Annotated in this window: 8 protein-coding genes; all 8 read left to right on the plus strand. The window is 62.7% G+C overall.

Annotated elements, in window-relative coordinates:
- Positions 1–651, plus strand: a 651-nt coding sequence (locus EOB36_RS35125; RefSeq protein WP_245467771.1) for an aromatic amino acid lyase, incomplete at its 5' end; no start/stop codon positions are given.
- Positions 652–871: 220 nt separating this feature from the next.
- Positions 872–1,690 (plus strand): N-formylglutamate deformylase, encoded by an 819-nt coding sequence (gene hutG / locus EOB36_RS12360; protein WP_128284951.1) that lies wholly within the window; start codon positions 872–874, stop codon positions 1,688–1,690.
- Between the two features lie 39 nt (positions 1,691–1,729).
- On the plus strand, positions 1,730–3,400 hold the full coding sequence (gene hutU / locus EOB36_RS12365; protein ID WP_126106957.1) for a urocanate hydratase: 1,671 nt from the start codon (positions 1,730–1,732) through the stop codon (positions 3,398–3,400).
- A gap of 8 nt (positions 3,401–3,408) precedes the next feature.
- Complete coding sequence (locus tag EOB36_RS12370) at positions 3,409–3,996, plus strand: HutD family protein (protein ID WP_128284952.1); 588 nt, start codon at positions 3,409–3,411, stop codon at positions 3,994–3,996.
- A gap of 246 nt (positions 3,997–4,242) precedes the next feature.
- Entirely contained in the window at positions 4,243–12,804 is an 8,562-nt protein-coding gene (locus EOB36_RS12375) for a glucoamylase family protein (RefSeq protein ID WP_128284953.1), read from the plus strand.
- A gap of 360 nt (positions 12,805–13,164) precedes the next feature.
- The gene (locus EOB36_RS12380) at positions 13,165–14,937 is read left to right on the plus strand and encodes a glucan ABC transporter ATP-binding protein/ permease (protein ID WP_095485702.1); all 1,773 of its coding nucleotides are present in this window, start codon (positions 13,165–13,167) and stop codon (positions 14,935–14,937) included.
- A 98-nt stretch (positions 14,938–15,035) separates the two neighbouring features.
- The gene (locus EOB36_RS12385; RefSeq protein ID WP_095485703.1) at positions 15,036–15,797 is read left to right on the plus strand and encodes a heme ABC transporter permease; all 762 of its coding nucleotides are present in this window, start codon (positions 15,036–15,038) and stop codon (positions 15,795–15,797) included.
- Between the two features lie 216 nt (positions 15,798–16,013).
- Positions 16,014–16,694 (plus strand): outer membrane beta-barrel protein, encoded by a 681-nt coding sequence (locus tag EOB36_RS12390; protein WP_095485704.1) that lies wholly within the window; start codon positions 16,014–16,016, stop codon positions 16,692–16,694.
- Positions 16,695–16,702: the final 8 nt, after the last annotated feature.

Here is a 16,702-nt window from a genome sequence, read left to right on the forward strand (position 1 = left end):
CTGCGCCAGGCCGCCGAGACGCTGGGTACCGAGGCTAACGGCGTCACCGACAATCCGCTGATCTTCGCCGAGGACGACACCGCACTTTCCGGCGGCAATTTCCACGCCGAGCCGGTGGCCTTCGCCGCCGACATGATCGCGCTCGCCGTCTGCGAGATCGGCTCGCTGTCGGAACGTCGCATTGCCATGCTGGTCGATCCGGCACTGTCGGGCATGCCGGCTTTCCTGACGCCGAAGCCCGGTTTGAATTCCGGCTTCATGATCCCGCAGGTGACGGCGGCAGCACTCGTCTCGGAAAACAAGCAGAAGGCCTATCCGGCTAGCGTCGATTCGATCCCGACCTCGGCCAACCAGGAAGACCACGTCTCGATGGCAGCACACGGCGCGCGCCGGCTGATCGGCATGGTCGAGAATGCGACGGCCGTCATCGGCATCGAATTGCTGGCCGCCGCGCAAGGTTGCGATTTTCATGCACCGCTGGCGTCGAGCGCAGCACTCGAGGCAGTGCGCAGGCTGGTCAGGGCTGAGGTGCCGCATCTCGACAATGACCGGCATTTTCACCCCGACATGGAAAAGGCCATCGCCATGGTGCGCAGCGGCGCGGCAGTGAAGGCGGCGGGCAAGGTGGCGCTGCCGGGAATTGCGTCATGAGAGCGCACACCTCGATAGGTCGCGATCCTTCGCGCCCCTCTCTGTCCTGCCGGACATCTCCCCCACTTGGGGGGAGATCGGATGTCACACCGGCTTTCGCCAATCGCCAAGGTTGCAGGGTTGAGCGGGGCGCCAAAGCTGCCAATCTCCCCCCAAGTGGGGGAGATGTCCGGCAGGACAGAGGGGGGCGCCGTAGAACTCCAACCCGCGGAGATCTCTCATGACGTCATCCTCCTGGCTCACAGTCACTCAGGGCACGGCACCCCTGCTGGTCTCGATCCCGCACACCGGCATCGATCTCGCCGGTCTTGAGAACCGGCTGGTGTCGCCCTGGCTCGGCCGCCGCGACGCCGACTGGTGGATCGACAAGCTCTATGATTTCGCCGAAAGCCTCGGCGCGACGGTGGTGCACACGGCGATCTCGCGCACCGTCATCGACGTCAATCGCGACCCGTCGGGCGCCTCACTCTATCCCGGCAAGGCGACGACAGGTCTCTGCCCGACCGAGACCTTCGATGGCGATCCGCTCTATCGCGCCGGGGAAGAGCCGGGACCATTGGAGGTCGACGAGCGCCGCGAAAAATACTTTGTGCCTTACCATGCCGCCTTGCAGGCCGAGATCGACAGGCTGCGCGCCTTGCACCAGAAGGTCGTCCTCTATGACTGCCACTCGATCCGCTCGGTGCTGCCACGCCTGTTCGAGGGAACGCTGCCGGTGTTCAATCTCGGCACCAATGACGGCAAAAGCGCCGACCCGGCCTTGCAGGCAATGGTCGGCCAGATCCTAGCCGAAACCGGCGAGACCTTTGTCATCAACGGCCGCTTCAAGGGCGGCTGGATCACACGCCATTTCGGCCAGCCGCAAAACGGAGTTCATGCGCTGCAGATGGAACTGTCCAACCGCGGCTATATGCGCGAGCCCGAAGGCAAGGGTGCGCCGGACAATTGGCCGGTATCCTACGATGCCGATTTTGCCGCGCCGATCCGCGTCACGCTGAAAAAGATCCTCCAAAACGCGATTGTCTGGGCACACGGCTGAACGCGCAACGCCGCATCTCATTCGAAAGGGACTGACGCCATGACCGATCCTCGCCACAACATCCGCGAAGTCCGCAGCCCGCGCGGCAGCGAGCTCAACGCCCGCTCATGGCTGACGGAAGCGCCGTTGCGCATGCTGATGAACAATCTCGATCCCGACGTCGCCGAAAACCCCAACGAACTGGTCGTCTATGGCGGCATTGGCCGGGCAGCGCGCACCTGGAACGATTTCGATCGCATCGTCGCCTCTCTGAAGACGCTTGGAGATGACGAGACGCTCCTGGTGCAGTCCGGCAAGCCGGTCGGCGTGTTTCGGACGCACACCGATGCGCCTCGCGTGCTGATCGCCAATTCGAACCTCGTGCCGCACTGGGCGACCTGGGAGAAATTTAACGAGCTCGATAAGAAGGGCCTGATGATGTACGGCCAGATGACGGCCGGCTCGTGGATTTACATCGGCACGCAAGGCATCGTGCAGGGCACCTACGAGACCTTCGTCGAGGCCGGCCGCCAACATTATGGCGGCAATCTCAGGGGCAAATGGATCCTGACCGGCGGCCTCGGCGGCATGGGCGGCGCCCAGCCGCTGGCCGCGGTCATGGCAGGCGCTTGCTGCCTGGCGGTCGAATGCGATCCCGACCGCATCGATTTCAGGCTGCGCACCCGCTATGTCGACGAACGCGCCGACACGCTCGACGAGGCGCTGGAAAAGATCGAGCGCTGGACCAGGGCCGGCGAGGCGAAATCGGTCGGCCTGGTCGGCAACACCGCCGACATCGTGCCGGAACTGGTGCGGCGCGGCGTGCGCCCCGACTTGGTCACCGACCAGACGTCGGCGCATGATCCGCTCAACGGCTATCTGCCCAAGGGCTGGTCGCTCGCCGAATGGCGCGAGAAGCGCACCAGCGACCCGAAGGCGGTCGAAAAGGCAGCGCGCGCTTCGATGCGCGAGCATGTCGAGGCGATGGTGGCGTTCTGGAACGCCGGCGTGCCGACGCTCGACTATGGCAACAATATCCGCCAGGTGGCGAAGGAGGAAGGGCTCGAGAACGCTTTTGCCTTCCCGGGTTTCGTGCCGGCCTACATCCGACCGCTGTTTTGCCGCGGCATCGGCCCGTTCCGCTGGGCAGCCCTCTCAGGCGATCCCGAGGACATCTACAAGACCGATGCCAAGGTCCGCGAGCTGACACCTGGCAACACCCATCTGCACAACTGGCTCGACATGGCGCGCGAGCGCATCGCCTTCCAGGGCCTGCCGGCGCGCATCTGCTGGGTCGGTCTCGGCGACCGCCACCGGCTCGGCCTCGCCTTCAACGAGATGGTGGCGAAGGGCGAGCTCAAGGCGCCGGTGGTCATTGGCCGCGATCATCTCGATTCCGGCTCGGTTGCCTCGCCGAACCGCGAGACGGAATCGATGAAGGATGGCTCGGACGCCGTATCCGACTGGCCGCTGCTCAATGCGTTGCTCAACACCGCCTCCGGCGCAACCTGGGTGTCGCTGCATCATGGCGGCGGCGTCGGCATGGGCTTTTCGCAACATGCCGGCATGGTCATCGTCGCCGACGGCACACGCGAAGCGGCCAAACGCCTTGAGCGCGTGTTGTGGAACGACCCGGCGACCGGTGTCATGCGCCACGCCGATGCCGGCTATGACGTCGCCATCGACTGCGCCAGGGAGCACCAACTCAAGCTGCCAGGCATCCTCGGCTGAGCCGCGCCTTGCGCATCCTCCGGGCAGCCGAATACCGGTCTATGCCCTGGAAGAACGGCGGCGGGGTGACGACGGAGATCGCCGTCTCGCCCGCAGGTGCTGCGCTCGATGATTTCGACTGGCGCGTCTCAATGGCGCGCGTCGAAAGCGGCGGGCCATTCTCCGCGTTTGCCGGAGTGGACCGAACCATGGCCGTGCTGGAAGGTGAGGGGATTATCCTTGATATCGCCGGTCGCCCGGCGGCCACGGTGACCAAGGTTTCCGCCCCGCTTTCCTTTCCGGCCGATGTACCGACGCAAGCGGCGCTGATCGCCGGCCCGATCACCGATCTCAACGTCATGACGCGGCGCGGACGGATGACCCACACTGTCGAGCGCGTGGTGATTTCGGCCCCGACGGACATCCACTCAGCGGCCGATGCGACCCTCATCCTGTGTTTTGACGGCGAGATCACAATGGCCGGCGCGGCGCCTGTCCGCATCGGACCGCGCGACACGCTGTTGCTCAGTCCGGACGCCCTGAAACGGCGCCTGGAGCCTGCCCGAACGGCGACGCTGTTCGTGATCCGCATCGATCGCGTTGCTGCAAACGATTAACGCCTGTTTCGAAACATGATCGCAGCACCGACGAAATATACCGTAAGCTCAAGTCCACATCACGAAAAAGCCCGAATCCTTCCGTCGATCAAGTCCCGACGGGAGCGAAGGGGTGAACGTCTGAAAGTTGTGGTGCGAAAACAAACTTTCGGCCCGTGTTTCGATGCAACCAATTGCATTTGAATCGGTTTTAGGGACATTGCCGTGGCGGTGACGCCGCTATGCGTCCCCCATACGGAATTTTCAATGAATATCCAGACGAACCCCACCCAAATGGAAAAGACGAGCGCGAGCTTCCCGGCCATCACCGAAGAGCCGATACGCTCCAATTTCCTGCCGGAAGAGCGCCTGCGCACGCTGGGTACAAGCCTCGCCAAGGGTGACGTCAAGGATCTGTTCGGCCTGGAGCCGTTCGATTTCCAGCCACGCGTCCGCGACAGCGCCAGCAAGATCCTCGAAGTCTACCGCTCGACCAATGCCGCGCAGGCGAGGGGCGAGACGATCACGCCGGCGGCGCAATGGCTGCTCGACAACAACTATCTGGTCGAGGAAACCATCTTCCAGGTCAAACGCGACCTGCCGCGCCGTTTCTATCGGCAGTTGCCGACCCTGAAGCTGTCCGACGGCGCCAGCGTGCCGCGCGCCCTTGCGCTGGCCTGGACGTACGTCGCCCATTCGGACAGTTCCGTCTCGGCGACCATGTTCAAGGCGATCGTCGAAGGCTTTCAGTCCGTCGAGCCGCTGAAAATCGGCGAACTCTGGGCGCTGCCATCGCTGCTGCGCTTCGTTCTGATCGAAAATCTTCGCCGGATCGCGGTCCGGGTCAATCGTACCCGGCAGATGCGCCAAATTGCCAACGAGGTTGCCGATCGCGTGCTGGCGATCGACGACAACGCCGACCGTCAGGCGATCCTGTCGAACTACGTAGCCCATGCGCAGGACACCACCTTCGCCACCCAACTGCTCTACCGCCTGCGCGACGGGTCGCAGAATGCCGGCAGGGCGCTGGAATGGCTGGAGGGCGAGCTTGAAGAGTCCGGCTCCGATGCCGAGGAAATCATCATCAGCGAGCATCGCACGCTGTCTGGTGGCAATGTAACCACCGGTAACATCATCCGCGGCCTCAGACTCATCAACGATATCGACTGGACGGTTTGGTTCGAAGGCGTCAGCCGCATCGACACCTTGCTGCGCGAGCGCACCGATTTCGCCGCGCTCGATTTCTTCTCGCGCGACCAGTACCGGACCGCGATCGAGGAATTGGCGCGCCGCTCCGATCGTTCAGAATTCCGCGTCGCCGAAAAGGCGATCGAACTTGCCGGCCATGCCGCTGTCGTCGATACTACCGGCACCGGTCCGACCGCTCACACCGACGTCGGGTTCTTCCTGGTCGGCCCGCGCCGGCTGGAACTGGAAAAGGCGATCGGCTATCGGCCGACCGTCAGCGTCACGACCAAACGGGCGTTCCGCAAAACCGGATGGCTGGGCATTGTTGTGCCGGTGTTCGCGCTGACCGTCCTGCTTCTGCTCGTCTCCGGCAATGCCCTTGCCAATCTCGGCCTGTCCGTGCCGTCGATCGCCTTGATGCTGGCGCTGTTTGCCGTGCCAGCCAGCGAAGGCGCGCTTGCCTTCTTCAACACCGTCGTATCGTTGTTCCTCAAGCCAACGCGCCTCGTCGGCTACGACTACAGACGCGGCATGCCGCCCGAGGCCCGCACGCTGGTGGTGGTGCCGTCGCTGATCGGCTCGCGCGACGACGTTGAGGAAAACATCCGCAACATCGAAGTGCACCACCTGGCCAACACGGCGGACGAAATCCATTTTGCTCTGCTTTCGGACTGGCCGGACTCGAAGACCGAAATCGATGCCGCGGATATTGAGATCCTCCAATATGCTCGCGACGAGATCGCGCGGCTGAACGCCCGCTATCCCAGCGAAGGCGCGCCGCGTTTCTACGTCCTGCACCGCCGGCGGCTCTACAATGAATCCCAGGGCGCCTGGATGGGCTGGGAACGCAAGCGCGGCAAGCTGCACGAACTGAATCTTCTGCTGCGCGGTGACAGCGACACCACCTTCCTGCCGCTGGATGTGCCGTTGCCGGAAAACGTCATCCATGTGATGACGTTGGACGCCGACACACGCACCACCCGCGATGCCGTCGCCAGTTTGGTTGGCAAGCTTTGCCATCCGCTCAACCGCCCGCATTTCGATGTCACAAAGCGCCTTGTCACCGCCGGCTACACCATCCTGCAGCCGCGCATCACCGCATCATTGACCAGCGGCGACGACGCATCCTTCTTCCAGCGGGTCTTTTCCGCCAATCGCGGCCTCGATCCTTACGTCTTTGCCGTCTCGGACATCTACCAGGATGTCTTCGGCGACGGCTCCTTCACCGGCAAGGGCCTCTATCATGTCGACGCCTTCGAAGCGGCGCTGAAGGGCCGCATCGACGAAAACACCATCCTCAGCCACGATCTGCTCGAAGGGGCATTGGCCCGCGCGGCGCTGGTCACGGACGTCGAACTGGTCGAGGACTATCCGACCCGCTATTCGGTCGACGCATCGCGCCACCATCGTTGGGCACGCGGCGACTGGCAGCTTCTGGGCTTTCTTCTCGATCCGCGCTCTGGCGTGCCGGCGCTGTCGCGCTGGAAGATGGTCGACAATCTGCGCCGCTCGCTGACGCCGATCTTCTGGGTGATGGCGGCGATCGCCGGCTGGACGCTGCTGCCCTTCACACAGGCCGCGCAATGGCAGGCGCTGCTGATCCTCACATTGTTCATGGCGCCAACGTTCGACATCATCCACGCCATCCTGCCGAAAAGCGGCGACCAGACACCGCGCGGCCATTTCTCGGCACTGGCACGCGATGTTGTCTTCGGCACCGCCCTGGTGGCTCTGAAGATCGTGCTGATGGCGCATCTGGCCTGGATGATGGGCGACGCTATCATTCGCACGCTCTACCGCTTGTTCGTCAGTCGGCAGAACCTGCTCGAATGGCGCACGGCCTCGCAGGCGCACAAGAACGGCGACAATGATCTCGGCTCCTATTACGGCATGATGTATGGCGCGGTGATTATCGGCGTCGTCGGCCTTGCGATCCCCGTTCTGGCCGATTCCACCGGAGCTTTCGTCGCTTTCTTCTTCGCGCTGTTCTGGATCGGCTCGCCGGCCTTCGCCTTCTGGATCAGCCGCTCGGCCGAAACCGAGGATCGCTTGCGCATATCGGCGGCCGACATCCATGCGCTGCGCACGGTCGCGCGGCGCACATGGCATTATTTCGAGACTTTCGTGACGGCCGAGCATCACAATCTGCCGCCCGACAATTTCCAGGAAAGTCCGGCGCCCGTCGTTGCGCCCCGCACCTCGCCGACCAATATCGGGGTTTATCTCCTGTCGGTGATTTCGGCGCGCGATTTCGGCTGGATAAGCCTATCCGACGCCACCACCCGCATCGACGCCACGATGTCGACCATCGAGAGCATGCCGCGTGAACGCGGCCATCTCTTCAACTGGTATGACACGACGACGCTGAAGCCGCTCTATCCGCTCTACATTTCCGCCGTCGATAGCGGCAATCTCGCCGGCCATCTGGTGGCGGTGGCAGCAGCCTGCGCCGAATGGGCGGAAGCGCCTGCGGTCCACCTTCAGGGCGATTTCGAAGGTATCCTCGATACGGTGACGATCCTCGACGAAAGCCTGGCGGAGTTGCCTGACGACCGCCGTCAGTTGCGGCCGTTGCGCCAACGGCTCGCCGATCGCCTCGACGGCATGCGGCGGGCGGTCGAATCGATCAAGGCACAGCCCGAGATGGCATCGATCCGCACCATCAACCTGGCCGTTCTGGCCGGCGAGATCCGCAAGCTCGCCATCGCTATCCATACCGAGGCCGCATCGACACAGAGCGACACCATCGCCGACTGGGCGGCAAGGCTGGAAGCCACCTGCGAGGCGCATGTTCATGACGCGCATAGCGACGACAATGCCGTCGAAGCCTTGCGGGCCAAGCTTCTTTCGTTGCGCGAGCGCACGCGCCGCTTCGCCTTCGAGATGGATTTCTCCTTCCTCATGCGGAAGGAGCGCAAGCTCCTGTCGATCGGCTATCGGGTCGAGGAGCATCAGCTCGACGAAAGCTGCTACGACCTCCTGGCTTCCGAGGCGCGGCTGACCAGCCTGTTCGCCATCGCCAAGGGCGATCTGCCGACCGAGCACTGGTTCCACCTCGGCCGGCCGATCGTCGAGATCGGGTTCAAGGGCGCGCTGATGTCCTGGTCCGGCTCGATGTTCGAGTATCTGATGCCGCCGCTGGTGATGAAGGAGCCGCAAGGCTCGATCCTCAACCAGACCAGCAAGCTCATCATCAAGCGCCAGATCCAGTACGGCCGCTCGAAGAACGTGCCCTGGGGGATTTCGGAAGCGGCCTACAACGCCCGCGACCGCGAGCTGACCTACCAGTACACCAATTTCGGCGTGCCTGGGCTCGGCCTGAAGCGAGGTCTTGGCCAGAACACGGTGATTGCGCCTTATGCGACCGTGCTGGCGGCGCAGTTCACCCCGCGTGAATCGGTGCAGAACCTGGCCAGGCTGAGGCAGCTCGGCGCCCTTGGCCGGCACGGCTTCTACGATGCGGTCGATTTCACGCCGCAGCGCGTGCCGGAGGGCACCGATCATGTCGTCGTGCTGAACTACATGGCCCACCATTCCGGCATGTCGATCGCCGCCGTTGCCGACGCTATCTTCGAAGGACGCCTGCGCGATCGCTTCCACAGCGATCCGGTGATCGAGTCGGCCGAGTTGCTGCTGCAGGAAAGGGCGCCGCGCGACATCCCGACCGCCACCGTCAGGACCGAGGCCGACGAACGGTCGAAGGACGAAACGGAAGTCGAGAGCCCCGATACGCGCATCGTGCTCAACCCGCTCAAGGCGCTGCGTTCGACCAGCGTCATGTCCAATGGCCGCTACTCGGTCATGGTCACCGCGACCGGCTCTGGCTATAGCCGCTGGGGCGAGCTTGCGATCACGCGCTGGCAGCCGGACCCGACCGAGGATCGGCTTGGCTCTTATATCTTCCTGCGCGACGCCGGCACCGGCGACTGGTGGTCGGCCACCGCCGAGCCGAAGCGTGCCACCGGCGAAGAGGTGCAGACGCTTTTTTCGGATGACAAGGCGAGCTTTGTCAAATCGGTGGGATCACTGCGTTCGGAGGTCGAATGCATCGTCATCTCGGAAGGAAACGGCGAAGGCCGGCGGGTGACGCTTTACAATGACGGCCCGGTCGACCGGCATATCGAGGTGACCTCCTTTGCCGAACTGGTGCTGGGCTCAGAGGCATCCGATAACGCGCATCCGGCCTTCTCGAAAATGTTCGTGGAAACCGAAATCGCTGCGAATAACGGGGCGATCTTCGCCACAAGACGCAAGCGGGAAACGGACGAGCCTGACGTCACCCTGGCGCATTTCGTCACCGACCCGTCTGGGTCGACGCGCGACGCCGAGGCCGAAACCGACCGGCGCGCCTTCATCGGCCGCGGCCGCACCATCGTCGAGGCTGCCGCCTTCGATCTCGGCGCCAAGCTTGGCGGCCATTCTGGCTTCACGCTGGATCCGGTCGCAGCGCTTCGCCGACAGGTGCGCGTGCCGGCCAACAAGAAGATCTCGCTGACCTTCTGGACTGCCGTTGGCGCCAACCGTGCCGAACTCGAAGACGCCATTGCGCGGCTCGATCATCCGGAAGCCTTCGCCCGCCAGGCGATGCTCGCCTGGACCCGCTCGCAGGTGCAGACCCGTCATCTCGGTCTCAGCCTTGCCGATGCCGCCAATGTGCAGAATCTGGCGCGCTATCTGATCTATCCTGATCCGTTCCTGCGCCTTCCGGCCGAATCGATCGCTTCCGGGCTCGGTAAGCAGTCCGGCCTGTGGCCGACCAGCATATCCGGCGATTTTCCGATTTTCCTGGTCAGGATCGGCGATGTCGCCGACCTCGAAATCGTCGCCCAGGCGCTCCGCTTCCAGGAATATATGCGCGCCCGCGGCATGATGATCGACTTTGTCGTCGTCAACGAGCAGGCTTCATCCTACGTGCAGGACCTGCAACGGGCGGTCGAGACGCTGTGCGAAAACAGCCGCCTGCGCGGCAAGGAGCTTGGACCCCGCCAGCACATCTTCGCGGTGCGCCGCGACCTGATGGACGAGACGACCTACAAGACGCTGCTCGCCGTCGCCCGCGTCGTCCTGCACACGCGCAACGGCACCATCTTCGATCAAATCGAGCGCGCCGAGGCCGCTGCGCTGCAAGCGCGGGACGCCTTGCAACCGGCGGATGCAGCAGCGCTTCGTGAACCGTCTTCGCCGGCCCCGCAGGCGTGGGCTGCCCAAGCCTCGATCGAAGGCCGTGCCGACGGCAGCGGGCTCAGCCAGTGGAACGGTTTTGGCGGTTTCGAGGGCGACGGACGCCACTATGTCGTGCGCCTTGCAGGGCGGCTCACGACGCCGCAGCCCTGGATCAACGTCATTTCCAACACCTCGTTCGGTTTCCATGTTTCGGCTGAAGGCGCTGCATTCACCTGGAGCCGAAACAGCCGCGATTATCAACTGACGCCGTGGGCGAACGACCCGGTCACCAACCGGCCCGGCGAGGGCATCTATATTTACGATCATGCCAGCGGCCGGGCGTTCTCGCCGTTGGCCGCCGTGGTGCGCGATCCTGCCATGACCTACGAAACATGGCACGGGCAGGGTTTTTCGACCTTCCGTTCGACGCGCGGGCCGCTGTCGATGGATCTTACCCATGTGGTCGATCCTGTCGATCCGGTGAAAGTCTCCCGATTGCGAATCCAGAATTCCGGTTCGGTGCCGGCGCGCCTGCGCGTCTATGCCTATGCGGAATGGGTCCTTGGCAGCCATCGTTCGCGCACGGCGGCGACCATCGTTCCGTCCAGGGATGCTGAGACGGGCGCGTTGCTGGCGCAAAATCCCTACGGACTCGACTTCAGCGAGCGGGTCGCCTTCCTGGCCGCCGACAGCGCGGCTCATTCGGTGACGGCCGACCGCGGTGAGTTCATCGGCCGGCACGGCACCAGCGAACTTCCGCATGCCGTGCTCAACGGCGCCAGCCTATCGGGCCGCGTCGAGGCCGGCGATGATCCTTGTGCTGCAATTGCGCGCGACATCGACATCCCTGCCGGCGGCGACGTGACGCTGCTCTGGCTGCTCGGCGATGCAGCTTCTGCCGAGGAAGCCAGCGCCCTGGTGCAGCACCATAGCAGCAAAGATTTCGATCAGCGGCTGGCTGACAATGAACGCACGTGGCGAGGGTTTCTCGACACCATCCAGGTCGAGACGCCGGACAAGGCGCTCGACGCCATGGTCAACCACTGGCTGCCCTATCAGAGCCTTGCCTGCCGCATCCGCGCCCGCTCCGCCTTTTACCAGGCGAGCGGCGCCTTTGGCTTCCGTGATCAGTTGCAGGACACGCTGGCCCTGCTTGTCCATGATCCGAAACTGGCGCGCGACCAGATACTCAACGCGGCGCGGCGGCAATTCCCCGAAGGCGATGTGCAGCACTGGTGGCTGCCGCGCACCGAGGCAGGCGTCCGCACTATGATTTCCGACGACGTGGTCTGGCTCGCCCATGCCACGGCACGCTACTTGCTGGTGACCGGCGACACCGCGATCCTCAGGGAACAATTGCCCTTCATCGACGGGCCGCCGCTGGAAGAAGGCGAGCATGATGCCTTCTTCACCCCGGAGATATCGAAGAAGACCGCTTCACTCTATGATCATTGCGCGCGTGCACTCGACCTTGCCATCAAGCGCAGCAGCCCCGCCGGACTGCCGCTGATCCTCGGTGGCGACTGGAACGACGGCATGAACCGTGTCGGCGAGCACGGCAAGGGCGAGAGCGTCTGGCTGGGCTGGTTCCTGCTGAAGACGCTGGGCGACTTTGCGCCTGTCGCCAAGTCGGAAGGCGACACCAAGCGCGCGCAAGCCTGGACAAAACACGCCGACGTGCTGAAGCGAGCGCTGGAAAGCACGGCCTGGGATGGTGAATGGTATCGTCGTGGCAGCTTCGACGACGGCACGCCGCTGGGGTCGCGCGGTTCACAGGAGTGCAAGATCGACTCGATTGCCCAGTCGTGGAGTGTGCTGTCGGGCGAGGGCGATCCAGCGCGGTCGACGACGGCGATGCAGCAGGCGATGAAGATGCTTGTCGACGACGAGCTCAAGATCGTCAAGCTTTTCACCCCGCCCTTCTCCAAGACGGAAAAGGACCCGGGCTACATCAAGAGCTACCCGCCGGGTGTCCGTGAAAACGGTGGCCAGTACACCCATGCGGCGTCATGGTTCGTCATTGCGCTCGCCGAAATGGGGCGCACCGATGATGCCTACCGTTGTTTCTCGATGCTCAACCCGGTCAACCACGCGCTCGACGAGGCCGCTGCCGAGCATTACCGCGTCGAGCCTTACGTGGTCGCCGCCGATGTCTATGCCGGGCAAGGCAAGGGCGGCCGCGGCGGCTGGACCTGGTATACCGGCTCGGCCGGCTGGCTTTATCGCGCGGCGGTCGAAGGCATCCTCGGCATTGAGCGCAGGGGAGCGCGCATCCAGTTCAAGCCGAAACTCCCCAGCCATTGGGAGGGTTATGCGGCAACCCTCAAGGTGCTTGGGGCCGAGCTCAGGGTTCGCGTTGTCCGTGACGCCAAGGTCAAAGCCATCTCTCTTGAGATAGATGGTAAAAAGACGAAGGCTTCGTCTTTCGAACCGAAAGCCGGCGACAAGGCCGAAGTGGTCGTCAGGATACCGGCGTAGTTTCAAGGATTTGGAGCGTCTTTACACATCTTGGGGACGCGCGTTGTTTAAGGATGTTCTAGCAATTCTACCGCGCGTCAGCTTTCCGAAAAGCCGATGCAGGCTTTAGAAACTCATACATAACCATTTGCTGATTAAAATTGCGGCAGTGCTTGCGGCCTGCCATGATTTTGCCGTAAGGCTGACATTTTACCTTTTTTCTCAAACTGTTAGGTGATCACGACAGATTTCGCAGCGTCGCCATCTTTTGTTCGCGAATTGGGAACTGAAGGGGTACACGAGCATTGTTTCGCGACACGTCAACGGGTACGAGTCAGAAAATGATGCAGTGCACAATAACAATTTGCCGGAGTAGCTGAAGTGTCCCTTCTGCAAATCTACTGGAGAGCGCTCGGTTATCTCGCTGCCGACAGGAAACGCGTGGCGTTTATCTGCGGGGCGAACATCGCGCTTGCCATTATCGCCATCCTTGAGCCGATCATGTTCGGACGGGTGATCGATGCTATTTCGGACGGCGGCTCGGTCTTTTCGACGCTCGGCGTGTGGGCCGGTATCGGCGTCTTCAACGTCGTCGCCTTCGTTCTGGTGGCGCGCGGCGCGGACCGCTTTGCCCATGCACGGCGCAGCGAGGTCCTTTGCCAGTCATTCGAGCGCGTGATCACCATGCCGCTTGCTTGGCATCATCAGCGCGGCACCTCCAATTCCCTGCATACGCTTCTGCGCGCGGTCGAGACCTTGTTCAGCCTCTGGCTCGAGTTCATGAGGCAGCATTTGTCCACTGTTGTCGCGCTGGTTCTGCTGGTGCCGACGGCGATCAGCATGGATATTCGCATGTCGATGGTCCTGCTGGCGCTGGGTGCGCTCTACGTCGGAATCGGGCGGCTGGTGATGCGTCGTACCAAGGAAGGCCAAGCGTCCGTGGAGCGGCACTTTCACAAGGTGTTCGCGCATGTGAGCGACTCGGTCAGCAATGTCGCCGTGCTGCAGAGCTACAATCGCATCGGCCACGAAACCGACGCCTTGAAGCGTTATGTCAAGAATCTGCTTGATGCCCAATATCCTGTGCTTGACTGGTGGGCATTGGCCAACGCCCTGCATCGCCTGTCGTCGACCATTTCGATGATGGTCGTGCTGTTGATCGGCTCCTATCTGGTCATGCATGGCCAATTGCGTATCGGTGACGTCATAGCCTTTACCGGCTTTGCCACGCTGCTGATTGCCCGGCTCGACCAGATGTCGGCCTTCGCCAATCAGATTTCGGAAGCCAGGGCCAAGCTCGAGGAATTTTATCGCCTTGAGGACTCCGCGGCCGACGCCGCCGAGCCGGACGGGTTGCGTGACCTCGGCAACGTCACTGGTCATGTGCGTTTTGAAAACGTCAGCTTCGAATTCGCCAATTCGGGCCAGGGCGTGAACGACGTATCGTTCGAAGTTCACGCCGGCCAGACCGTGGCCATCGTCGGTCCGACGGGCGCAGGCAAGACCACGCTCATAAATCTTTTGCAGCGCGTCTTTGCGCCGTCCAGCGGCCGCATCCTGATCGATGGCATCGACACCCGCACGGTGACCCGCAAGTCGCTGCGCCACTCGATCGCCACGGTGTTCCAGGATGCGGGCCTGCTCAACCGCTCGATCGAGGACAATATCCGCGTCGGGCGCGCCGAGGCGACCTATGATGAGGTTCACGCTGCCGCCAATGCCGCTGCCGCGCAGGATTTCATCCTGTCGAAGAGCAATGGCTATGACACGGTCGTCGGCGAACGCGGCGGACAGCTTTCGGGCGGCGAGCGCCAGCGTATCGCGATCGCACGCGCCGTGCTGAAGGATTCGCCCATCCTGGTGCTCGACGAAGCGACCAGCGCGCTCGATGTCGAGACGGAAGACCGCGTCAAGGAAGCGATTGACGAATTGCGGCGCGGCCGCACCACCTTCATCATTGCCCACCGCCTGACCACCGTTCGCGATGCCGATCTGGTCGTGTTCATGGACAAGGGCAAGGTGGTCGAACTGGGTGGCTTCGCCGAACTGTCGATGCGCAATGGCCGCTTCGCCAGCCTGCTGCGCGCCGGCGGCTTGCTCAACGACGAGGAAGTCCGCCGCCTCAGCCGGACCATCACGGACGAGGCCGCCTGAGTTCTTTCCCTTCTCCCACCTGTGGGAGAAGGGAAAGCCCCGCCTGCGACACCACCGCTCGATTGCCCCAAACGCGTCGCCGGTTTATGTAAAGCCGCATGAGTGACCTGACTTCACGCCTCAGCGGCTGGATGGATTTCGCCAACCCGACGCGCTTTGTCGGTTTGGCCGACAGGGTAGTGCCATGGCTGGCGACCATCGCCACACTCCTCCTGACCGCCGGACTCTATATGAGCTTCACGGCGCCGGAGGATTTCCAGCAAGGCATCACCGTGCGCATCATGTATATCCATGTGCCCTTCGCCTGGCTGGCCATGATGTGTTTCACGCTGATGGCGGTTTCCGCGTTGGGCACGCTGGTATGGCGCCATCCGCTGGCCGATGTCGCGCTGAAGTCGGCGGCACCCATCGGCGCCGTCTTTACAGCGCTCGCGCTGATCACCGGTTCGATCTGGGGCAAGCCGATGTGGGGCACCTGGTGGGTGTGGGATGCGCGGCTGACCTCGGTCTTCGTGCTGTTTCTGATGTATCTCGGCATCATCGCGCTGACGCGGGCACTCGACGATGCGGCGCGCGCCGCCTGGGCCGCCGCAATCATCACCCTGGTCGGCTTCATCAACATCCCGATCATCAAATTCTCGGTCGACTGGTGGAACACGCTGCATCAGCCGGCTTCGGTGTTCCGGCTCGGCGGGCCGACCATCGATCCCAGCCTGTTGCGGCCGTTGCTGGTGATGGCTCTGGGTTTTACCGTGCTGTTCTTCGCGCTGCATCTGATGGCGATGCGCACGGAAATCCGACGTCGCCGTGTCATTTCCATGCGCCGCGTTGCGGCCCGGCAGGCCGATAAACACCATTAGAGGCGCCTGACTTGGCCGTCATTTCACTCTAATTCGCCGACAACCACGTGTCTGCCGTCAACATTGTCTGTGACTGGCCGAAGTAGGCATGTTGCAATGCTGCAACAGCGATCTCTATAACCTCGATCCCACCCCGTTTTCACTGTTGACAGCTAAGCCATGCACCGGAAGTGATGCATTATATTTGCCTGTTAATTGTCGTGGGGGATTTTGTCGATGAAAGTGCGTCTGCTTGCCGGTGTCTCCGCAATAGCCTTGACGCTTGGCTGGAACTCAGCCAATGCCGCCGACGCGGCGGTCGAAGTTCCGGCGGCCCAGGATCTCTGGTATGTCACACTGTTTGGTGGCGCCAGCTTTCCGAATGACGTGAAAACGCATTCCGACACCTACAACAATGACTTTTCGATGGACTTCGACACCGGCTTCGTGATCGGCGGCGTCGTCGGTAAGCGGCTCAACGATGTGTTCCGCGTCGAAGGCGAACTGTCCTATGCGCGATACAAGGCGAGTACGTATGACGAGGGTATCTTTCACGGGTATCCGGCTGACGGCGATTTGTCCGCCACCTATCTGCTCGCTAACGTCTGGGCCGACGTTGCTCATTTTGGAGATGCCAAGCTCTATGTCGGCGGCGGCATCGGCGCCGCCTATGTGACCGCCGACACAACCTGGGGCGGTCACGAATATGGATACGGATCTGGTGGGTGGGGTTTTGCCGGCCAGGTGGGAGCCGGCGTCACTTACGCGCTGGCGCAGAATATCGACCTCGATTTCGGCTACAGGTTCAAGGCCGTCTCCGCCGTCGACTTCGATTCCTCCCGCGAAGGCGATGCTGTATTCTCGGACGGGAAGTTGAATTCCCACAATCTGCAGCTCGGCGTTACATTCAAATTCTGATTGCTTCG

It is taken from the genome of Mesorhizobium sp. M6A.T.Cr.TU.017.01.1.1, assembly GCF_004023115.1.
In the GTDB taxonomy this organism is placed as follows: domain Bacteria; phylum Pseudomonadota; class Alphaproteobacteria; order Rhizobiales; family Rhizobiaceae; genus Mesorhizobium; species Mesorhizobium mediterraneum.